Source organism: Mycetocola miduiensis, from assembly GCF_900115155.1.
Classification (GTDB): Bacteria; Actinomycetota; Actinomycetes; order Actinomycetales; family Microbacteriaceae; genus Mycetocola_A; species Mycetocola_A miduiensis.
The window spans coordinates 136,478-151,573 of the sequence record NZ_FOVM01000004.1; the positions used below are offsets into that span (position 1 = coordinate 136,478).

16 protein-coding genes are annotated in these 15,096 nt (G+C 66.0%); 10 read left to right on the top strand and 6 right to left on the bottom strand.

Features of this window, described 5'->3' with window-relative positions; all coding sequences use genetic code 11:
- Positions 1-29: 29 nt before the first annotated feature.
- The 3 genes from BM197_RS08260 to BM197_RS08270 are packed head-to-tail and all read right to left on the bottom strand — an operon-like array spanning position 30 to position 2,798.
- Positions 30-830: an HAD-IIA family hydrolase gene (locus BM197_RS08260; RefSeq protein WP_090710509.1), complete on the bottom strand. Its 801-nt coding sequence runs from the start codon at positions 828-830 to the stop codon at positions 30-32.
- Between the two features lie 41 nt (positions 831-871).
- Positions 872-1,510 (bottom strand): metal-dependent transcriptional regulator, encoded by a 639-nt coding sequence (locus BM197_RS08265; RefSeq protein ID WP_090710510.1) that lies wholly within the window; start codon positions 1,508-1,510, stop codon positions 872-874.
- Between the two features lie 28 nt (positions 1,511-1,538).
- Positions 1,539-2,798, bottom strand: coding sequence for an Nramp family divalent metal transporter (locus tag BM197_RS08270; RefSeq protein ID WP_090710512.1), 1,260 nt, complete (start codon positions 2,796-2,798; stop codon positions 1,539-1,541).
- Between the two features lie 100 nt (positions 2,799-2,898).
- On the opposite strand from BM197_RS08270, the gene BM197_RS08275 reads away from it, so the two are divergent.
- The 10 genes from BM197_RS08275 (at position 2,899) to BM197_RS08320 (ending at position 13,062) form a co-directional block, all read left to right on the top strand.
- Complete coding sequence (locus BM197_RS08275; RefSeq protein WP_090710513.1) at positions 2,899-5,379, top strand: PEP/pyruvate-binding domain-containing protein; 2,481 nt, start codon at positions 2,899-2,901, stop codon at positions 5,377-5,379.
- A gap of 9 nt (positions 5,380-5,388) precedes the next feature.
- On the top strand, positions 5,389-6,048 hold the full coding sequence (locus tag BM197_RS08280; protein ID WP_090710515.1) for a TrmH family RNA methyltransferase: 660 nt from the start codon (positions 5,389-5,391) through the stop codon (positions 6,046-6,048).
- Between the two features lie 28 nt (positions 6,049-6,076).
- Positions 6,077-6,445, top strand: coding sequence for a DUF4440 domain-containing protein (locus BM197_RS08285; protein WP_090710517.1), 369 nt, complete (start codon positions 6,077-6,079; stop codon positions 6,443-6,445).
- An 81-nt stretch (positions 6,446-6,526) separates the two neighbouring features.
- Positions 6,527-7,351 carry an ABC transporter ATP-binding protein gene (locus tag BM197_RS08290; RefSeq protein ID WP_090710519.1) on the top strand — a complete coding sequence of 275 codons (825 nt, stop codon included), beginning with the start codon at positions 6,527-6,529 and terminating at the stop codon, positions 7,349-7,351.
- Entirely contained in the window at positions 7,348-8,034 is a 687-nt protein-coding gene (locus BM197_RS08295; RefSeq protein ID WP_090710520.1) for an ABC transporter permease, read from the top strand. Before BM197_RS08290 ends, BM197_RS08295 begins: the two co-directional genes overlap by 4 nt.
- Positions 8,031-8,777, top strand: coding sequence for an ABC transporter permease (locus BM197_RS08300; protein WP_090710522.1), 747 nt, complete (start codon positions 8,031-8,033; stop codon positions 8,775-8,777). The genes BM197_RS08295 and BM197_RS08300 overlap by 4 nt, the downstream gene beginning before the upstream one ends.
- A 36-nt stretch (positions 8,778-8,813) precedes the next feature.
- Complete coding sequence (locus BM197_RS08305; RefSeq protein WP_090710524.1) at positions 8,814-9,752, top strand: ABC transporter substrate-binding protein; 939 nt, start codon at positions 8,814-8,816, stop codon at positions 9,750-9,752.
- Between the two features lie 110 nt (positions 9,753-9,862).
- Positions 9,863-11,185 (top strand): peptidoglycan DD-metalloendopeptidase family protein, encoded by a 1,323-nt coding sequence (locus BM197_RS08310; protein ID WP_090710525.1) that lies wholly within the window; start codon positions 9,863-9,865, stop codon positions 11,183-11,185.
- Positions 11,186-11,234: 49 nt separating this feature from the next.
- Positions 11,235-11,714 carry a DUF3151 domain-containing protein gene (locus tag BM197_RS08315; RefSeq protein ID WP_090710526.1) on the top strand — a complete coding sequence of 160 codons (480 nt, stop codon included), beginning with the start codon at positions 11,235-11,237 and terminating at the stop codon, positions 11,712-11,714.
- 61 nt (positions 11,715-11,775) lie between these two features.
- On the top strand, positions 11,776-13,062 hold the full coding sequence (locus tag BM197_RS08320; protein ID WP_090710528.1) for an adenylosuccinate synthase: 1,287 nt from the start codon (positions 11,776-11,778) through the stop codon (positions 13,060-13,062).
- A gap of 85 nt (positions 13,063-13,147) precedes the next feature.
- On the opposite strand, the gene BM197_RS08325 is transcribed toward BM197_RS08320, so the two are convergent.
- The 3 genes from BM197_RS08325 to BM197_RS08335 form a co-directional block, all read right to left on the bottom strand.
- Positions 13,148-13,690: an AMIN-like domain-containing (lipo)protein gene (locus BM197_RS08325; protein WP_090710529.1), complete on the bottom strand. Its 543-nt coding sequence runs from the start codon at positions 13,688-13,690 to the stop codon at positions 13,148-13,150.
- Between the two features lie 123 nt (positions 13,691-13,813).
- The gene (locus tag BM197_RS08330; RefSeq protein ID WP_177216781.1) at positions 13,814-14,401 is read right to left on the bottom strand and encodes a signal peptidase I; all 588 of its coding nucleotides are present in this window, start codon (positions 14,399-14,401) and stop codon (positions 13,814-13,816) included.
- Positions 14,402-14,427: 26 nt separating this feature from the next.
- Positions 14,428-15,087 (bottom strand): LPXTG cell wall anchor domain-containing protein, encoded by a 660-nt coding sequence (locus BM197_RS08335; protein ID WP_090710533.1) that lies wholly within the window; start codon positions 15,085-15,087, stop codon positions 14,428-14,430.
- Between the last annotated feature and the right edge of the window lie 9 nt (positions 15,088-15,096).

Here is a 15,096-nt window from a genome sequence, read left to right on the forward strand (position 1 = left end):
CTGAACCCGGTCGGGTGGTCAGCGGCGGGTCAGACGATCTCGGACTCGACCGGGTGGGGTTCGAGCAGATCGACGACACCGCCGAGGATTTCCGACGGCCGGAACGGGTACTTCTTGATCTCGGCCTCATCGCTGATGCCGGTGAGCACGAGGATGGTGTGCAGGCCGGCTTCGATTCCGGCGACGACATCGGTGTCCATCCGGTCACCGATCATGCCCGTGTTCTCAGAGTGGGCGCCGATCTTGTTGAGCGCGGAGCGGAACATCATCGGATTCGGTTTGCCGACGATGTACGGCTCCTTGCCGGTCGCCTTCGTGATGAGAGCGGCGATCGCGCCCGTTGCGGGCATCGGGCCGTCCGCACTCGGGCCGGTGGCATCCGGGTTCGTCGCGATGAACCGGGCGCCGTCGTTGATCAACCGGATGGCCTTGGTGATCGCCTCGAACGAGTAGTTGCGGGTCTCGCCGACGACGACGTAGTCCGGTGCCGTCTCGGTCATGATGAAGCCGGCCTCGTGCAGCGCGGTGGTGATGCCGGCTTCGCCGATGACGAAGGCGGAGCCGCCGGGCATCTGGTCTTTGAGGAAAGCGGCGGTGGCGAGTGCTGAGGTCCAGATGAACTCTTCAGGCACTTCGAGACCGGATGCCCGCAGCCGCGCACTGAGGTCGCGCGGGGTGAAAATCGAGTTGTTGGTGAGCACGAGGTAGGGCTTGCCCTGGTCGCGCCACTGCTGCAGGAGCTCGGCAGCGCCGGGAAGCGGCCTGTTCTCGTGCACGAGCACGCCGTCCATGTCGGTCAGCCAGCATTCAACTTCATCGCGTCTAGTCATGCCGCAACTCCTTCGCTCAGCCCCAGTTTAGGGTGATGGCCTCAGATGCTGAGCCAGATCGCCGTCCCCGCCGGTGCGGGGAGCGGAACGAGTGTCGACCCGACGAGCAACGCACCCGGGCGAACCGACACGGTCGTGCCGACATCGATTCCGGATGCCTCGAGGTCGCGAAGCAGGGAGGGGTCGCGGTCGCTGATCCGCAGCACCGCCCCGGTGTGCCCGTCACGCGCGGCCTCCAGCAGCACGGCACGTTCACGCCGAACCGAACCGTCAGCGGCCGGGATCGGGTCACCGTGCGGGTCCCGGTCCGGGTGCCCGAGCCGTTCGTCGATGCTCGCCAGGAGCCGGTCGCTGATCGCGTGTTCGAGTACCTCGGCTTCGTCGTGGACGGCGTCCCAGCCGTACCCCATCTCCTGCACGAGCCAGGTTTCAACGAGCCGGTGCCGCCGCACGACGGCGACGGCCGCCGTGGTTCCTTCGTCGGTGAGCGTGATCGCGCCGTAGCGCACATGGGTGACGAGGCCCTGCGCGGCAAGCTTCTTCACCATCTCGGTCACCGTCGACGGTGCCAGAGAGAGCCGCGCCGCCAGCGCGGACGGGGTGATGGCATCCGACTGCCATTCGGTGTGGGCGTAGATGGTCTTGAGGTAGTCCTCGATCACCGGTTTCGACTGCTTCATGCTGTTGCCCAGACTACCGGGAGGGTCGTTAGGCGCCCGTCAACACAAGGAAAAGGAGTACAGCGTTGAGCGTCACCAGCAGGACGGATGCCACCGCGCCCGCCGCGGTGGTCAGCCACCGGTTCGCGAAACTCCCGAGGATGCTCGACTTGGCGGTGAGCACGACGAGGGGAATGAGCGCGAACGGGATGCCGAATGAGAGCACCACCTGGCTGAGCACGAGCGACATGGTCGGGTCCAATCCCAGCCCGAGGATGGCCAGCGCAGGAATGAGCGAGATGATGCGCCGGGTGAGCAGCGGGATGCGCACGTGCAGAAGGCCATGCATGATCTCGGCACCCGCATAGGCCCCGACCGACGTTGAGGCGAGACCGGATGCCAGGAGGCCGACGGCGAAGAGCGTCGCGACGACGGTGCCGAGTGACGACTCGAGGGCGGCGTGTGCGCCCTCGAGACTGTCGGTCCCCGGGACTCCCGCGAGGTTGGCCGCTGCGAGGAGCAAAATGGCGAGGTTGACGCTTCCGGCGATCACCATGGCGATGGAGACATCCCACCGCGTCACCGTCAGGAGGCGTTTCGTGGTGAGGCCCGACGCCCGCACCGCGAAGCGATCCCGACTCAGCGCCGAGTGCGCATAGATGGCGTGCGGCATGATCGTCGCTCCGAGAATGGATGCCGCCAGCAGGACTGAGTTGGCGTCCTCGAACCGGGGCACCAGGCCGGACGCGACACCTGCGGCGTCCGGCGGCGCGAGGAACACCCCAGCGCTGAAGCCGACCGCGATGATGACGAGAAGGCCCATGATGACGAACTCGAAGGCGCGCGGGCCGCGCCGGGACTGGATGGCGAGCAAAATCATCGAGACCGTCCCGGTGATGAGTCCGCCGACGAGGAGGGGGAGGTCGAAGAGGAGGTAGAGGGCGACGGCGCCGCCGATCACCTCGGCGATGTCGGTGGCCATGGCGACGAGCTCGGCCTGCAGCCAGTACGCGAGCCGGCCCGGCCGCGAGCGCAGACGCTCGCCGAGGATCTCGGGGAGGCTCTTACCGGTGACGATGCCGAGTTTGGCGGAGAGGTACTGGATCAGCCACGCCATGGTGTTGCCGGCGACGACCACCCAGACGAGGAGGTAGCCGTATTGCGCGCCAGCCGTCATGTTGCTGGCGACGTTGCCTGGGTCGAGGTAGGCGACTCCGGCGACCAGTGCGGGGCCGAGCAGCCAGAGCAGTCGAGGCGGTCTCGCGACCCGCGCGGGAGGAGTATCGACGACAGACAGCGATTTCGGCATGCCGAAATCGTAGCAAGATTTCGGTGTACCGAAAAGAGGCGGCTGGAAAGATGCCGGTGATAGGACTGAGGGACAGCCGGGAACCGAGGAAGGTGTCGCGATGAAGGCACGGCCGCTCATTGTGCCGCTGGCCGACGTTGGCCGCGGTGACGTCGCCCGGGCCGGGGGAAAGGGCGCGAACCTCGGCGAGCTCGTGCGGGCGGGCTTCCCCGTTCCACCCGGCTTCGTCATCACCACGGATGCCTATGCCCTGGTCGCTGGTGCCCTCGACATCGCCGGGTGGTATTCGGCCGGGGACGCCGCCTCGATCCGCGCTGCACTGGCATCCGTTCCCATACCCTCCGACCTGCGGTCGCAGATCGTGAGCGCGTACGAGCATCTCGGCCGGGGTCAGGTCGCCGTCCGGTCGAGTGCCACCGCCGAGGACCTCCCCGGGGCTGCCTTCGCCGGCCAGCAGGACACCTACCTCGGCGTCGACGGAGACGAAGCGGTGGTCGACGCCGTTCGTCGCTGCTGGGCATCGCTGTGGACAGACCGAGCCATCGCCTACCGGCGGCGGCTCGGCATAGGACCAGCCGAGGTGCGGATCGCGGTGGTCGTCCAGTCGCTTATCGATGCGGATGCCGCTGGGGTCATGTTCACCGCAGACCCGGTCACCGGCGATCGCAGCAGAACGGTCGTCGACGCAAGCGCCGGCCTGGGCGAGTCCGTCGTCTCCGGTCTCGTGACCCCCGATCACTTCATCGTCAGCGAGCACGGCGAGATCCTGAGCTGGACGGCCGGTCTCCGGGAGGTCGTGATCCGCCCCTCCGACGGCGGGGTCCGGCGTGAGACTGGAATGGCGACGGCGAAGCCGATCCTCGATCCCGCCCAGGTGACCGCACTGGCGCAGCTGGGAGCGGAGGTGCAGGCGCATTTCGGCCGGCCACAGGACATCGAATGGGTCCTCGCCGGCGGCATCCTGTCCATCGTCCAGGCCCGGCCGATGACAGCGCTGCCCCCGCCCCCGATCCGGCTGAATCCGATCCAGAAGCGAGCCGCGACCGTGCTCCTCGACTACCTCTCTGTTCGCCCGTACCCGCTCGACATCACAACCTGGTGGAGGTTTGGCCCGGCTGGCCTCATGCTGACCATCGCGAAGGGACTGGGCATCCGGATCGACGAAGCCGGCCTCCTTCCTGAAGTCGACGGCGTGGTCACCCGGTTCGTGCCTCCGTCGCCCCGGCCCACGCCCAGAACCCTCACCGCGCCGATCCGAATCGTCTGGCGCGCACGCAGATTCGACCCGGCCAGGTGGAGAGCCGATCCCCGGTACGCCCAGTTCGACACCGCGGTACGGATGCTGCGTGCGGCGCAGCCCGAGCGCATGCGATGGGGTTCGCTTCTGCGCGTGCCCCGCTCCGTGGCCGCCGCAATTACGCCCATAACCGGCCTGCGTGCCGACTATCTTCCCGGTTCAGCACTCGCCATCGGGCGGCTGCTCCTGCTGCTCAGCGTGCTCGGCAAACGACGGCTCCTCGGGGATCTCCTCATCGGCGCGCGCACCCGCACGACCGACGGCAACGACGCCCTCGTCCGCCTGGCCGCCCAGGTGAAGGAGGGGCCCGCCCTCCAGGCGGTCTTCGCTGCGAACGACGCCGCCGACATCGAGGGCAAGCTCGCAACCGTCGAGGGTGCCGACCGTTTCCGGGCCGATTTTGCCGGGTTCCTCGACGAGTTCGGGCACCGGGAGACGGTGAGCCCCGTGCTTGCGTCGTCGCCGACCTGGTCCGAGCGCCCCGACGTGCCCCTCGGCCTCATCGCCCTTCTCGCCTCGACCGACGACCCGGATCGGGAATCTCCCGGAGGCGACGCGGAACGCGAGCTGCTGCGGCATCCGCTGCTGGCAGGAGCGATACGAAGGCGCGGTGTTCAGCGGATGCTCGCGCGGGCGAGGGAAGGCATCCGCTTCCGCGAAGACTCCCACTTCGAATTCATGCGCCTGCTCCCACCGCTTCGAACCGCTTTGCTCGAAATGGGCAGGCGGCTTGCCGAGGCCGGACTGCTCGGAACACCGGAGGACGTCTTCCACCTGAGACTCGAAGAACTCGAGACGATCGCGGACCCGCGACGGATACCGGCGGGGCAAGCGGCACGATTGCGTTCAGCGGTCCGTGTCCGCGCAGCCCGGAGGGAGGAACTCGCCTCGGTGAAGCTCCTCGACTACTCACAGATCTACCCGTCGCCCACCGGTGACGTGCTCGTCTCGGGCAACGCGGCGAGCCAGGGCGTCGCCACCGGGCGGGTGCGCGTCATCGTCGACGCCTCCGAATTCGGCACCCTGCACTCGGGTGAGATCCTCGTCTGCCCGTACACGAATCCGTCCTGGACGCCCTTGTTCTCCCGCGCAGCCGCTGTCGTCGTCGACAGCGGAGGCGTCGGTTCGCACGCCGCGATCGTCGCGAGGGAGTACGGGCTGCCGGCGGTGATGGGAACAGGAGCGGCCACCAGCGTTCTGGCGACCGGGCAGCTGGTCACGGTCGACGGGAACACCGGCCGGGTGACCGCGGCCGGGGACAGTGAGGGCGGGCGCCGCGGTTAGGGTTGGAGGGTGCCAGATCTCCCTCCCAATCTCAGCCACGAGCTGTCCACGAACGGCGTCGGCCCGTGGCAAGGCGACTGGCCGGACGAGGAATACTTCGACCGGGACCTGCTCGCCCACGGCGACACCCGCAACGTCATCGACCGGTACCGCTACTGGAAGCTCGACGCGATCGTCGCCGATCTCGATGAGCACAGGCATCCGTTCCATGTCGCTATCGAGAACTGGCAGCACGACATGAACATCGGTTCCATCGTGCGCACCGCAAACGCGTTCGGCGCCGACACGGTGCACATCGTCGGTCGCCGCCGCTGGAACAAACGCGGCGCGATGGTCACCGACCGCTACCAGCACGTCGTGCACCATCCGGATGTGGCGGGGCTGGTCGAATGGGCGCGCGCTGAGAACCTCCCGATCCTCGGAATCGACAACGTTCCCGGCTCTGTGCTGATCGAGACCTTCACCCTTCCTGAGCGCTGCCTCATGCTCTTCGGGCAGGAAGGGCCAGGACTCTCACCTGAAGCGATCGCCGCATCGGACGCGGTGCTCGAGATCAGCCAGTTCGGTTCAACAAGGTCGATCAACGCGTCAGCAGCGGCGGCCGTCGCGATGCACGCCTGGGTGATGCAGCACGTGAGCTTTCCCCGCTCGACAGCTGATCGAGAGTGAACGGCCCCTGAGGGGGTAGCGTGAGCCCATGACTGAGATCACCGATGATCTACCCGCAATCCTCCTCCGCGAGGAACACGCCGGCTGGAAAGCCATTCTCCAGGGCCGCGGCGGTGAGCACTACGCGAGGGCGATGACCCGCGACCCCCTGATGATCGTCCCCGGCGGGGCGATCGGCCGCGACGACATCGTGTCGTCCTTCGCCGGCACGGTCCCGTGGGATGCGTATGAAATCCACGAGCCCGCGATCGTCCGGCTGGGTGAGCGGGCCGGAATCGTCGCCTATCGGGCGGTCGCCACCCGCGGAAATGAGACGGTCGAACTCCGCATGTCGACGACGTACCTGTACGGCGGCGGCAGCTGGCACGTCGCTCTACACCAGCAGAGTCCCGCGTAGCAACGCTGGCGCCTCCGGCATTTCGTTGTCTACGCTGAATAATGCAAAGCCACCCGACCGGCTTAGCCCGAGGGGTCCGCCATGATCAGGTTTGACGCGGTATCGAAGAGGTTTCCCGACGGCACACTCGCCGTCGAGAACTTCAGCCTGACAATTCCGTCACGCACCACGACGGTCCTGGTCGGGTCGAGCGGGTCAGGCAAGACCACTCTGCTGCGCATGATCAACCGCATGGTCGATCCGACATCCGGCAGCATCCGGATCGATGACGACGACATTTCCACCCTCGAGCCGGTCAAGCTGCGCCGCAGCATCGGTTATGTCATGCAGAACTCGGGCCTTCTGCCGCACCGCACCGTCGCAGACAACATCGCCACGGTACCGCTGCTCTCCGGCGTCAAACGCGCACAGGCGCGTGCCGAAGCGCTGACCCTCATGGATACGGTCGGGCTCGACCGTTCACTCGCCGATCGGTACCCGTCCCAGCTCTCGGGCGGGCAGCAGCAACGGGTCGGCGTCGCCAGGGGCCTTGCCATCGACCCCAACATCCTCCTGATGGACGAACCGTTCGGAGCGGTCGACCCGCTCGTTCGAAGCGAACTGCAGCAGGAGTTGCTCCGCATCCAGAAGGACCTCGCGAAAACGATTGTCTTCGTCACCCACGACATCGACGAGGCGTTCCTGCTCGGCGACCAGGTCGTGCTCCTGCGAACCGGCGGCCAGATCGCACAGGTCGGCACTCCGGCCGAGATCCTCGCCAACCCCGCCGACGACTTCGTGGACACCTTCATCGGCGCTGACCGCGGCAGACGCGCACTTCGCATCGAAGAGGTGTCAGGGCGCCAGGTCGTGATCGACGGAACCGGCCGGCTCGCCGGCATCCTCAAGGATGGCGCTCCGACATGACCTGGGTGCTGGCGAACATCGAGCAAATCTGGGACCTGACCCTCGACCACATCATGCTCAGCGTCCCGCCGATTCTTCTCGGATTCCTCCTCGCCGTACCGATCGGGTGGGTCGCACACCGTTATCGCCTGTCACGCGGCGTTTTGCTGACGGTGTGCGGGCTGCTCTACACGATCCCGTCACTCGCTCTCATCGTGGCTATGCCGACTGTGCTCGGGACCCAGATCCTCAACCCCGCGAACCTCATCGTCACGCTCACGATTTACGCCGTCGCGCTCATGGTGCGTACGGCGACGGATGCCTTCGACGCGGTGTCCGGCGACGTCACGCAATCGGCCACCGCCGTCGGCTTCGGCGCCTGGCGCAGGTTCTGGCAGGTTCAGCTGCCTCTCGCCGGGCCCGTTCTCCTCGCCGGTGTGCGCGTCGTCTCAACGAGTACGGTCAGTCTCGTGACGCTCGGTGCCCTCGTGGGAATGTCAGGGCTCGGCTACTTCTTCACCAACGGGTACCAACGAAACTTCGCGACGGAAATCCTCGTCGGGATCGTGGGTACGATCCTCATCGCCGTGGTCTTCGATGTACTGCTGGTCCTCGCCGGGCGGATGCTCCTGCCCTGGGCGCGCGTGGACGCCGCAGCTCGTCGCAACGCCAGGACGGCGCGCACGAAAGCCGTTGCCGCATGAATGCTTTCGCCGAAGCTTTCGCCTGGATCGGCGACCCGTCCCACTGGAGCGGTCCAGACGGCATCCCCACCCGCCTTGCCGAGCACCTGGCCTACACCGGGCTGACGGTGGTCATCGCCATTCTCATCGCCGTGACGCTCGGCCTGTACATTGGCCACACCGGGCGATTCCGGGGCGCCTCGATCGGCGCGACAAGCGCGCTGCGGGCGCTCCCCACCCTCGGCTTGCTGACCTACCTCGCCATCGCCTTTGGATTCGGCATCCGGCTTGCCCTCATCCCCACCATTATCGTGCTCGTCGTCCTCGCGATTCCGCCGCTGCTCGCGGGCGCGTACTCGGGGATCGAGTCGGTGGATCCCCGCACGGTGGATGCCGCACGGTCGATGGGGATGACCGAGTGGCAAATCCTGTGGAAAGTCGAGATTCCGCTCGCGCTTCCGCTCATCATCGGGGGAGTGAGATCCGCGGTGCTGCAGGTTGTCGCGACGGCCACCGTTGCCGCGTACATCTCGCTTGGCGGGCTTGGGCGGTACATAATTGATGCCCTCCCTGTCCGCGATTACACGAAAGTGCTCGTCGGAGCGCTGCTTGTCACCCTCCTCGCCCTTGTGCTCGAGGGAATCCTCATCTCAATCCAACGACTGACCGTCCCGGCCGGAGTCCGGGCAATCCGAACGAGCCCGCCGCTCCGAAGGGTTCGCGCGACTGGCCAGAACGCTTCGGCAGCATCCCGAGCCACCTGATCGGCACCGCTTCATCCCACACAGTAAGGAAATTCGATGTTCTTTTCACGACACGGCCGCCTGGCCGCTGCAGTCCTCGCGGCGGGTACAGCCCTCGCCCTCGCCGGTTGCGGCGCAGGAGGCAACCCTCTCGAGTCCGGGAACGAGTCGTCGGGCGACGCAGAAACGATCATCGTCGGGTCTGCGGGCTTCGCCGAGTCCGAGATCATTGCCCAGATCTTCGCGCAGGCACTCGAGGCCAATGACATCACCGTCGACTTCGCCGGGCAGATCGGCCAGCGCGACGTCTACATCGAAGCCCTGCAGGACGGCTCGATCGACCTCATCCCCGATTACAGCGGTAACCTGCTCCAGTTCTTCGACGAGAACTCAGAAGCCAAGTCCAGCGAGGAGGTCTTTGCCGCACTCCCGGATGCCCTCCCCGATGGCTTCGAAGTCCTCGACCAGTCCGAGGCCGAAGACAAGGACAGCTACAACGTCACGAAGGAATTCAGCGAGCAGAACGGTGTCACGAGCCTCGCGGACCTCGCCGGGGTCGGCGTTCCGCTCATCGTCGGCGGAAACCCCGAACTCGCAGAGCGCCCCTACGGTCCGCAGGGGTTGACCGACGTCTACGGTGTCGCTGCGGCCGACATCAGCTTCGTTCCGATCAGCGACTCCGGCGGACCGCTCACCACTGCCGCCCTCCTGGACGGCACGGTGAACATCGCCGACATTTTCTCGACCACGCCGTCGATCACCGAAAACGGCTTCGTCACCCTCGATGATCCTCTGAACATGATCCTTCCCCAGAACGTGCTTCCTCTGATCAACTCGGAGAAAGCATCCGACAAGGTGAAGGACGTTCTGAATGCCGTCTCGGCCGAGCTCACCACTGAAGATCTCATCGAACTCAACGGCAGGAACCAGGGCGACGAGAAGGCATCGCCCGAGGTCCTCGCGTCTGACTGGCTCGCCGAAAAGGACCTCTTCTAGGCCTGGCAACAGCCCGAGCGGGTGCAGGGGGGCACCCGCTTTGGGTGTGAGCGACTCACCCTTAGCCTCCAGACAGATCCTCTTTTTTCTGTCACGATGAAGAAAAGCCTTTGCGTTTTCGATCCCTTGTCGCTGCCGTTTCCCTCGCGGTGGTCGTTGGAGCGGTCGGGATCGCCGTGCCGGCAACCGCCGCCGTCAGCTACCCGAGCTGGGACGATGTGACGAACGCCAGGGCGAACGAGGCGGCCAAGAAGGCGCAGATCGACACGGTAAAAGCGTTGATCACGTCACTTCGTGACGCTTCGGCCGCCGCCCAGGCCGCGGCCGCAACCGCCGCCACCGAGTATGACGATGCCTTGTTTGTCGCGCACGAAGCCGAGCAGAAGTCCGCCGACCTGAAGACCCAGCTCGAAACCGCACAGGCCTCTGCTGCCGCATCCGCCCAGCAGGCCGGTTCCATGTTCGCCCGAATGGGGCGCACGAACACGTTCGACGTGACCGCGAGCCTGCTCGTCGACTCCGGGAATGCCGACGACACACTCTACAAGCTCGGGGCGATCGACAAGCTCACCGGATTGTCCTCCCAACTGCTCGACGATGCCCGGCAGGATGCGAACCAGGTCACCTCGCTCAGCGAGCAGGCGGTCGTCGCCGCGACGGTGCTTGAAGAAGCGCGGGCAGAGTCCGAAGCGAAGCTCAAGGCGGCTGAGGATGCCGCCGCCGTTGCGGCCGCAGCGGTGGCCGAACAGGAGCTGCACGAGGAAACCCTCCTCGGCCAGCTGTCGTTCCTCGAGGGTGAGACTGCGACCGTGGAGGCGGGTTACGCCGCGGGCGTTGAAGCAGCCAGGAAGGCGGAGGAAGAGCGTAAGGAACGCGAACGCGCCGCAGCCGCCAAAGCCCTTGCCGATGCCATTGCAGCGGGCAAGAACAACGGGGGCAGTGGTGGCGGTGGCGGCGACGGGGGTGGCGGCGGTTCGAACGCCGGTGCCACCGGAACCTACTTCCAGCCGTCCGCTCAGGGCTGGTGGCGACCGCTGCCCGGCAGAGTCAGTTCGTCGTACGGTCCCCGCTCGATCATCTGCGCCGGCACCGGTTGCTCCGCACCGTTTCACAGCGGAATCGACTTCGCCAACAACTGCGGCACGCCGATGCGTGCGGTGGCCGGGGGCAGGGTCTCATACGCCAGCTACGCCGGAGGCTTCGGCTACCGCGTGATCGTCGACCACGGCGGAGGGGTGCAGTCCTATTACGGGCACATGCAGGCTGGTTCAATACGGGTAGGTGTCGGGAGCCAGATCAGCGCTGGCACGTTTGTCGGAAACGTTGGAGCAACCGGCGTTGCCACAGGCTGCCACGCCGACGTCAAGATCTACGTTAACGGCGCCCACACGAATCCGGCACCGTTCCTCCGGGCCCGCGGCGTTTCGGTCTAGCAGAATCCCGGCCGCTGCCTGTGCATCCGCGACGCGGTAGGCTGGACGGGTGACTGGAGACAACCTGCTTGGAGTGCCGGAGACCCGCCTGCCCGCGGAGCCGGAGGTCGTCGACGCCATCGACCGCTCATCGACGGTCGACGACCTTGCCGCCGTCGCCGCAGCGCACCCGACGTCATCCCTGGCCTGGGCACGACTCGCCGAAGCCTCGTTCGATTCAGCACACCCCATCACGGCGTACGCCTTCGCTCGGGTCGGCTACCACCGCGGGCTCGACGCGCTCCGCAAGGCAGGCTGGCGGGGGCAGGGCCCGGTGCCGTGGTCCCATGAACCCAACCAGGGATTTCTCCGTGCCCTGTACGCGCTGCGGAATGCGGCGGATGCCATCGGCGAGGTCGCCGAGGTGAACCGGCTCACCGAATTCCTGCGTGACGCCGACGAGACCGCGGCAGCGCGGATCGACACCGAAGGCTTGCCACTGGAGCCGCCCCCCTCGACCGAAGTGTTCTTCATCCGAGGACAGGACTAGCTCGAGAAAGCCGCCGGCGCGCCGGCACCCACTATTTTTCCGCCAAGAAGGAGCATCCGCCATGCCAGCAATCGTGATCGTCGGCGCCCAGTGGGGCGACGAGGGCAAGGGGAAGGCGACCGACCTCCTCGGCAGCCGGATCGACTATGTCGTCAAGTTCAACGGCGGTAACAACGCCGGCCACACCGTTGTCGTCGGCAATGAGAAGTACGCGCTCCACCTTCTGCCGTCGGGCATCCTGACGCCAGGGGTCACCCCCGTTATCTCGAACGGTGTCGTCATCGACCTCGAGGTGCTGTTCCACGAGCTGGAAGCGCTGACCGCGCGCGGTGTCGACGTGTCAAAGCTCAAAGTCTCGGCCAACGCACACGTGATCACCCAGTACCACCGCACGCTCGACAAGGTGACCGAGCGGTTCCTCGGCAAGCGCCAGATCGGGACCACCGGGCGGGGGATCGGGCCGGCGTATGCCGACAAGATCAACCGGGTCGGCATCCGGATCCAGGACTTGTTCGACGAGAACATCCTCCGGCAGAAGGTCGAGGGTGCGCTCGACGTCAAAAACCACATGCTGCTGAAGATTTACAATCGCCGCGCGATTTCGGCTGACGAGATCGTCGACGACCTGCTGTCGTACACCGAACGGTTGCGTCCGATGGTTGCTGACACCGCACTCGAGCTTCACCAGGCGCTCGAGCGCGACGAGATCGTGCTTTTCGAGGGCGGCCAGGCGACGATGCTCGACGTCGACCACGGTACATACCCGTTCGTCACGTCATCCAGCGCGACCTCCGGCGGAGCGGCGACCGGCTCCGGCATCGCTCCGAACCGGATCGACCGGGTAATCGCGATCGTGAAGGCGTACACGACTCGGGTCGGTGCAGGTCCGTTCCCCACCGAACTGTTCGACGCATCCGGTGATCACCTGCGTTCACGCGGATTCGAGTTCGGAACGACCACCGGGCGGCCACGTCGGGTCGGCTGGTACGACGCTCCGATCGCACGCTACTCGGCGCGGATCAACGGAGTGACCGATTTCGTGCTCACGAAACTCGACATCCTCGACGAACTCGACACCATCCCGGTCTGTGTCGCATACGACGTTGACGGCGTCCGACATGACGAGGTCCCGGTTTCGCAGTCCGACTTTCACCACGCAACACCGATCTACGAAGAGTTCCCGGGCTGGAAGCAGGACATCTCGGGTTGCCGCCGGTTCGAGGATCTGCCGAAGAACGCGCAGGACTACGTGCTGGCGCTTGAGGCCATGAGTGGATCGCGCATCTCGGCGATCGGCGTCGGGCCGGGTCGTGAAGCGATCGTTGTGCGTCACGACCTGATCGACTAGCCAGTAACAACACCATTCCAGGAGTGGCCCGAAAGAGTCTGTCTTTCGGGCCACTCCTGCGTTCGGGTGATGGCCGCTGGCGTGGCTACCAGAAGTGCGCGACGTCGACCACCAGGCGGCTTCCGGTTCCCGGCCCGTCGAGGATGAATGCCCGGAACGGAAGGCGGGCTCGGACGCCGAGCCCGATTGTCGTCTGGCCTTCGTGGCTGCCTGCGTACGATACCTGTCTGAAGGTGGAGTATCCCGTCACGTTGACCAGTTCAGTCTCGTTGGCGGGGTTGTAGGTCTTCACCCCGTTGAGATTGTCGGGCACGAGGGCGATCACGCGCAGGTCGCCCGCGCCACGCAACGGAACGGGCGTACCGATGCCGTCACGTACGACCGGCCCGTACTCGACGAAGTAGCCCTGCACGTCGCCGCGGACGTCGAGGACGAGTCGGTCGTAACACGGATGCTGTCCGGCGCGAACGTTCGTCAATGACGCATCCATCGACCCGATGCTCTGGGACTCCGGAAGGGAGCCCCAGGTGATGCCGCAGTACGGAGCGGCTGTCGCAGCAGGCCCTGTCGACACGAGGAAGACCGCGCCGAGGAGCATGCCAATAAGTAATGCTATTGAACGCTTCATCGCGTCCACTCCTTTGAATTTCAGACCCCCGGTGTTTCAAGCCCCCGTGTGTCGAACCCGTCAGCGCACATGGTACGCCGGGTGTTACGCGCGCGGCAGGGAGGAGAAATCACGTTTAAGGTGTCATTCGAGCAAGGAGCCTCGTGCGGCCCTTCTGGCCATCCGTTGCTGTCTCGCTGCCTCGGCTGCGCCGCTCGCCATCATGAAGACGGCATACCCCAGGAGCAGGGCGGCGAGGACGGGGACCAGCCAGGACCGGTTCGACCCGACCACGCTGTTGACGTGTCCAAGGAGGGGCAACGAGTACCAGACCTTCCCCTGCACTTGATCCGCCTGGACTTGATCGGGGTCGGCAGAGCGGTTATTGTCGCCTTGAAACGTGAAGAAGGTCTCGCCTGCCGTCGTTGTGCCGATGGACACGATCCGGTGGGTGATGAGATCGGGCTCGCCGGAGCGGATCTGGTAGGTGGCGACGTCGCCGATGTGAAGGTCCTCCGGGTCGACCGGGTGGACGATGATGAGGGTTCCGGCGGGCAGGCCCGGCTTCATCGAACTCGTCAGAACGGTGAGCGGCACCGACCCGGTGACTTTCGGCACGACGATGACGGCGAAGGCCACAGCGACGACGATCAGCAGGAGCCCGATGCTGGATCCGAGTCCGAGGTAGTGCCACACCCCTCGCCGTGCGCGCCGGTCTGAGGGAGGGGCCATGCTCCCTCGGCGCTCGACGGTGGTCGTCATCGCGCCGAACGCCCGCGTCGGAAACGATCGACGACGAGAAGGATGCCCGCCACCAGAAGCAAGCCGCCAGCGGTCAGCATGCCGGACGCGTCGGCGCCGGTGTGGGCAAGGGTTTCTCCGGAGGCTGTGGCCGTCGTCTCAGGGTCCTCGCACGGCGTCGACGGGAACCGGCCGGCTTCGCCGTCGCGCATCTCGACTCGGAGCACAATGGGCGCACTGTCATTCTGCCCGGCAAGACCGTTCAGATCGCCGAGGGATGCGGTGAAGTGAACCTTCACAGTGCCACGGCCCGGGAGCGTTTCGGATGCAACGATCACGTTGCATCCGGACAGTTCCCGGAGCGTCGCGGCGCGCGTCGTGCCCGAGCTCGCGACAAGCGAGGTCAGCGTCAGGTTGTCGGCAAACGCGCTGGATCCGGAATCGACCTCCTCGACGCTGATGCGCACCGATATGGGGGAGGCGGTGGGGTTTTTGATCCAGAGGTCAGACGTCGTCGACTCGGTGGGCACCAGAAGCGCGAGGTCGTCGAAGAGGCTCTTGTCCAGGGTCGTCGCGAACGTGACGCCGTCTGAGCTGACGAGAAGGCCCGGATCGTTGGCCGGGGTTGCGGCCATTCCGAGCGACGCGCTCGCGGCGAACAGGAAAGCGCCAGCCATCAGTCGGGG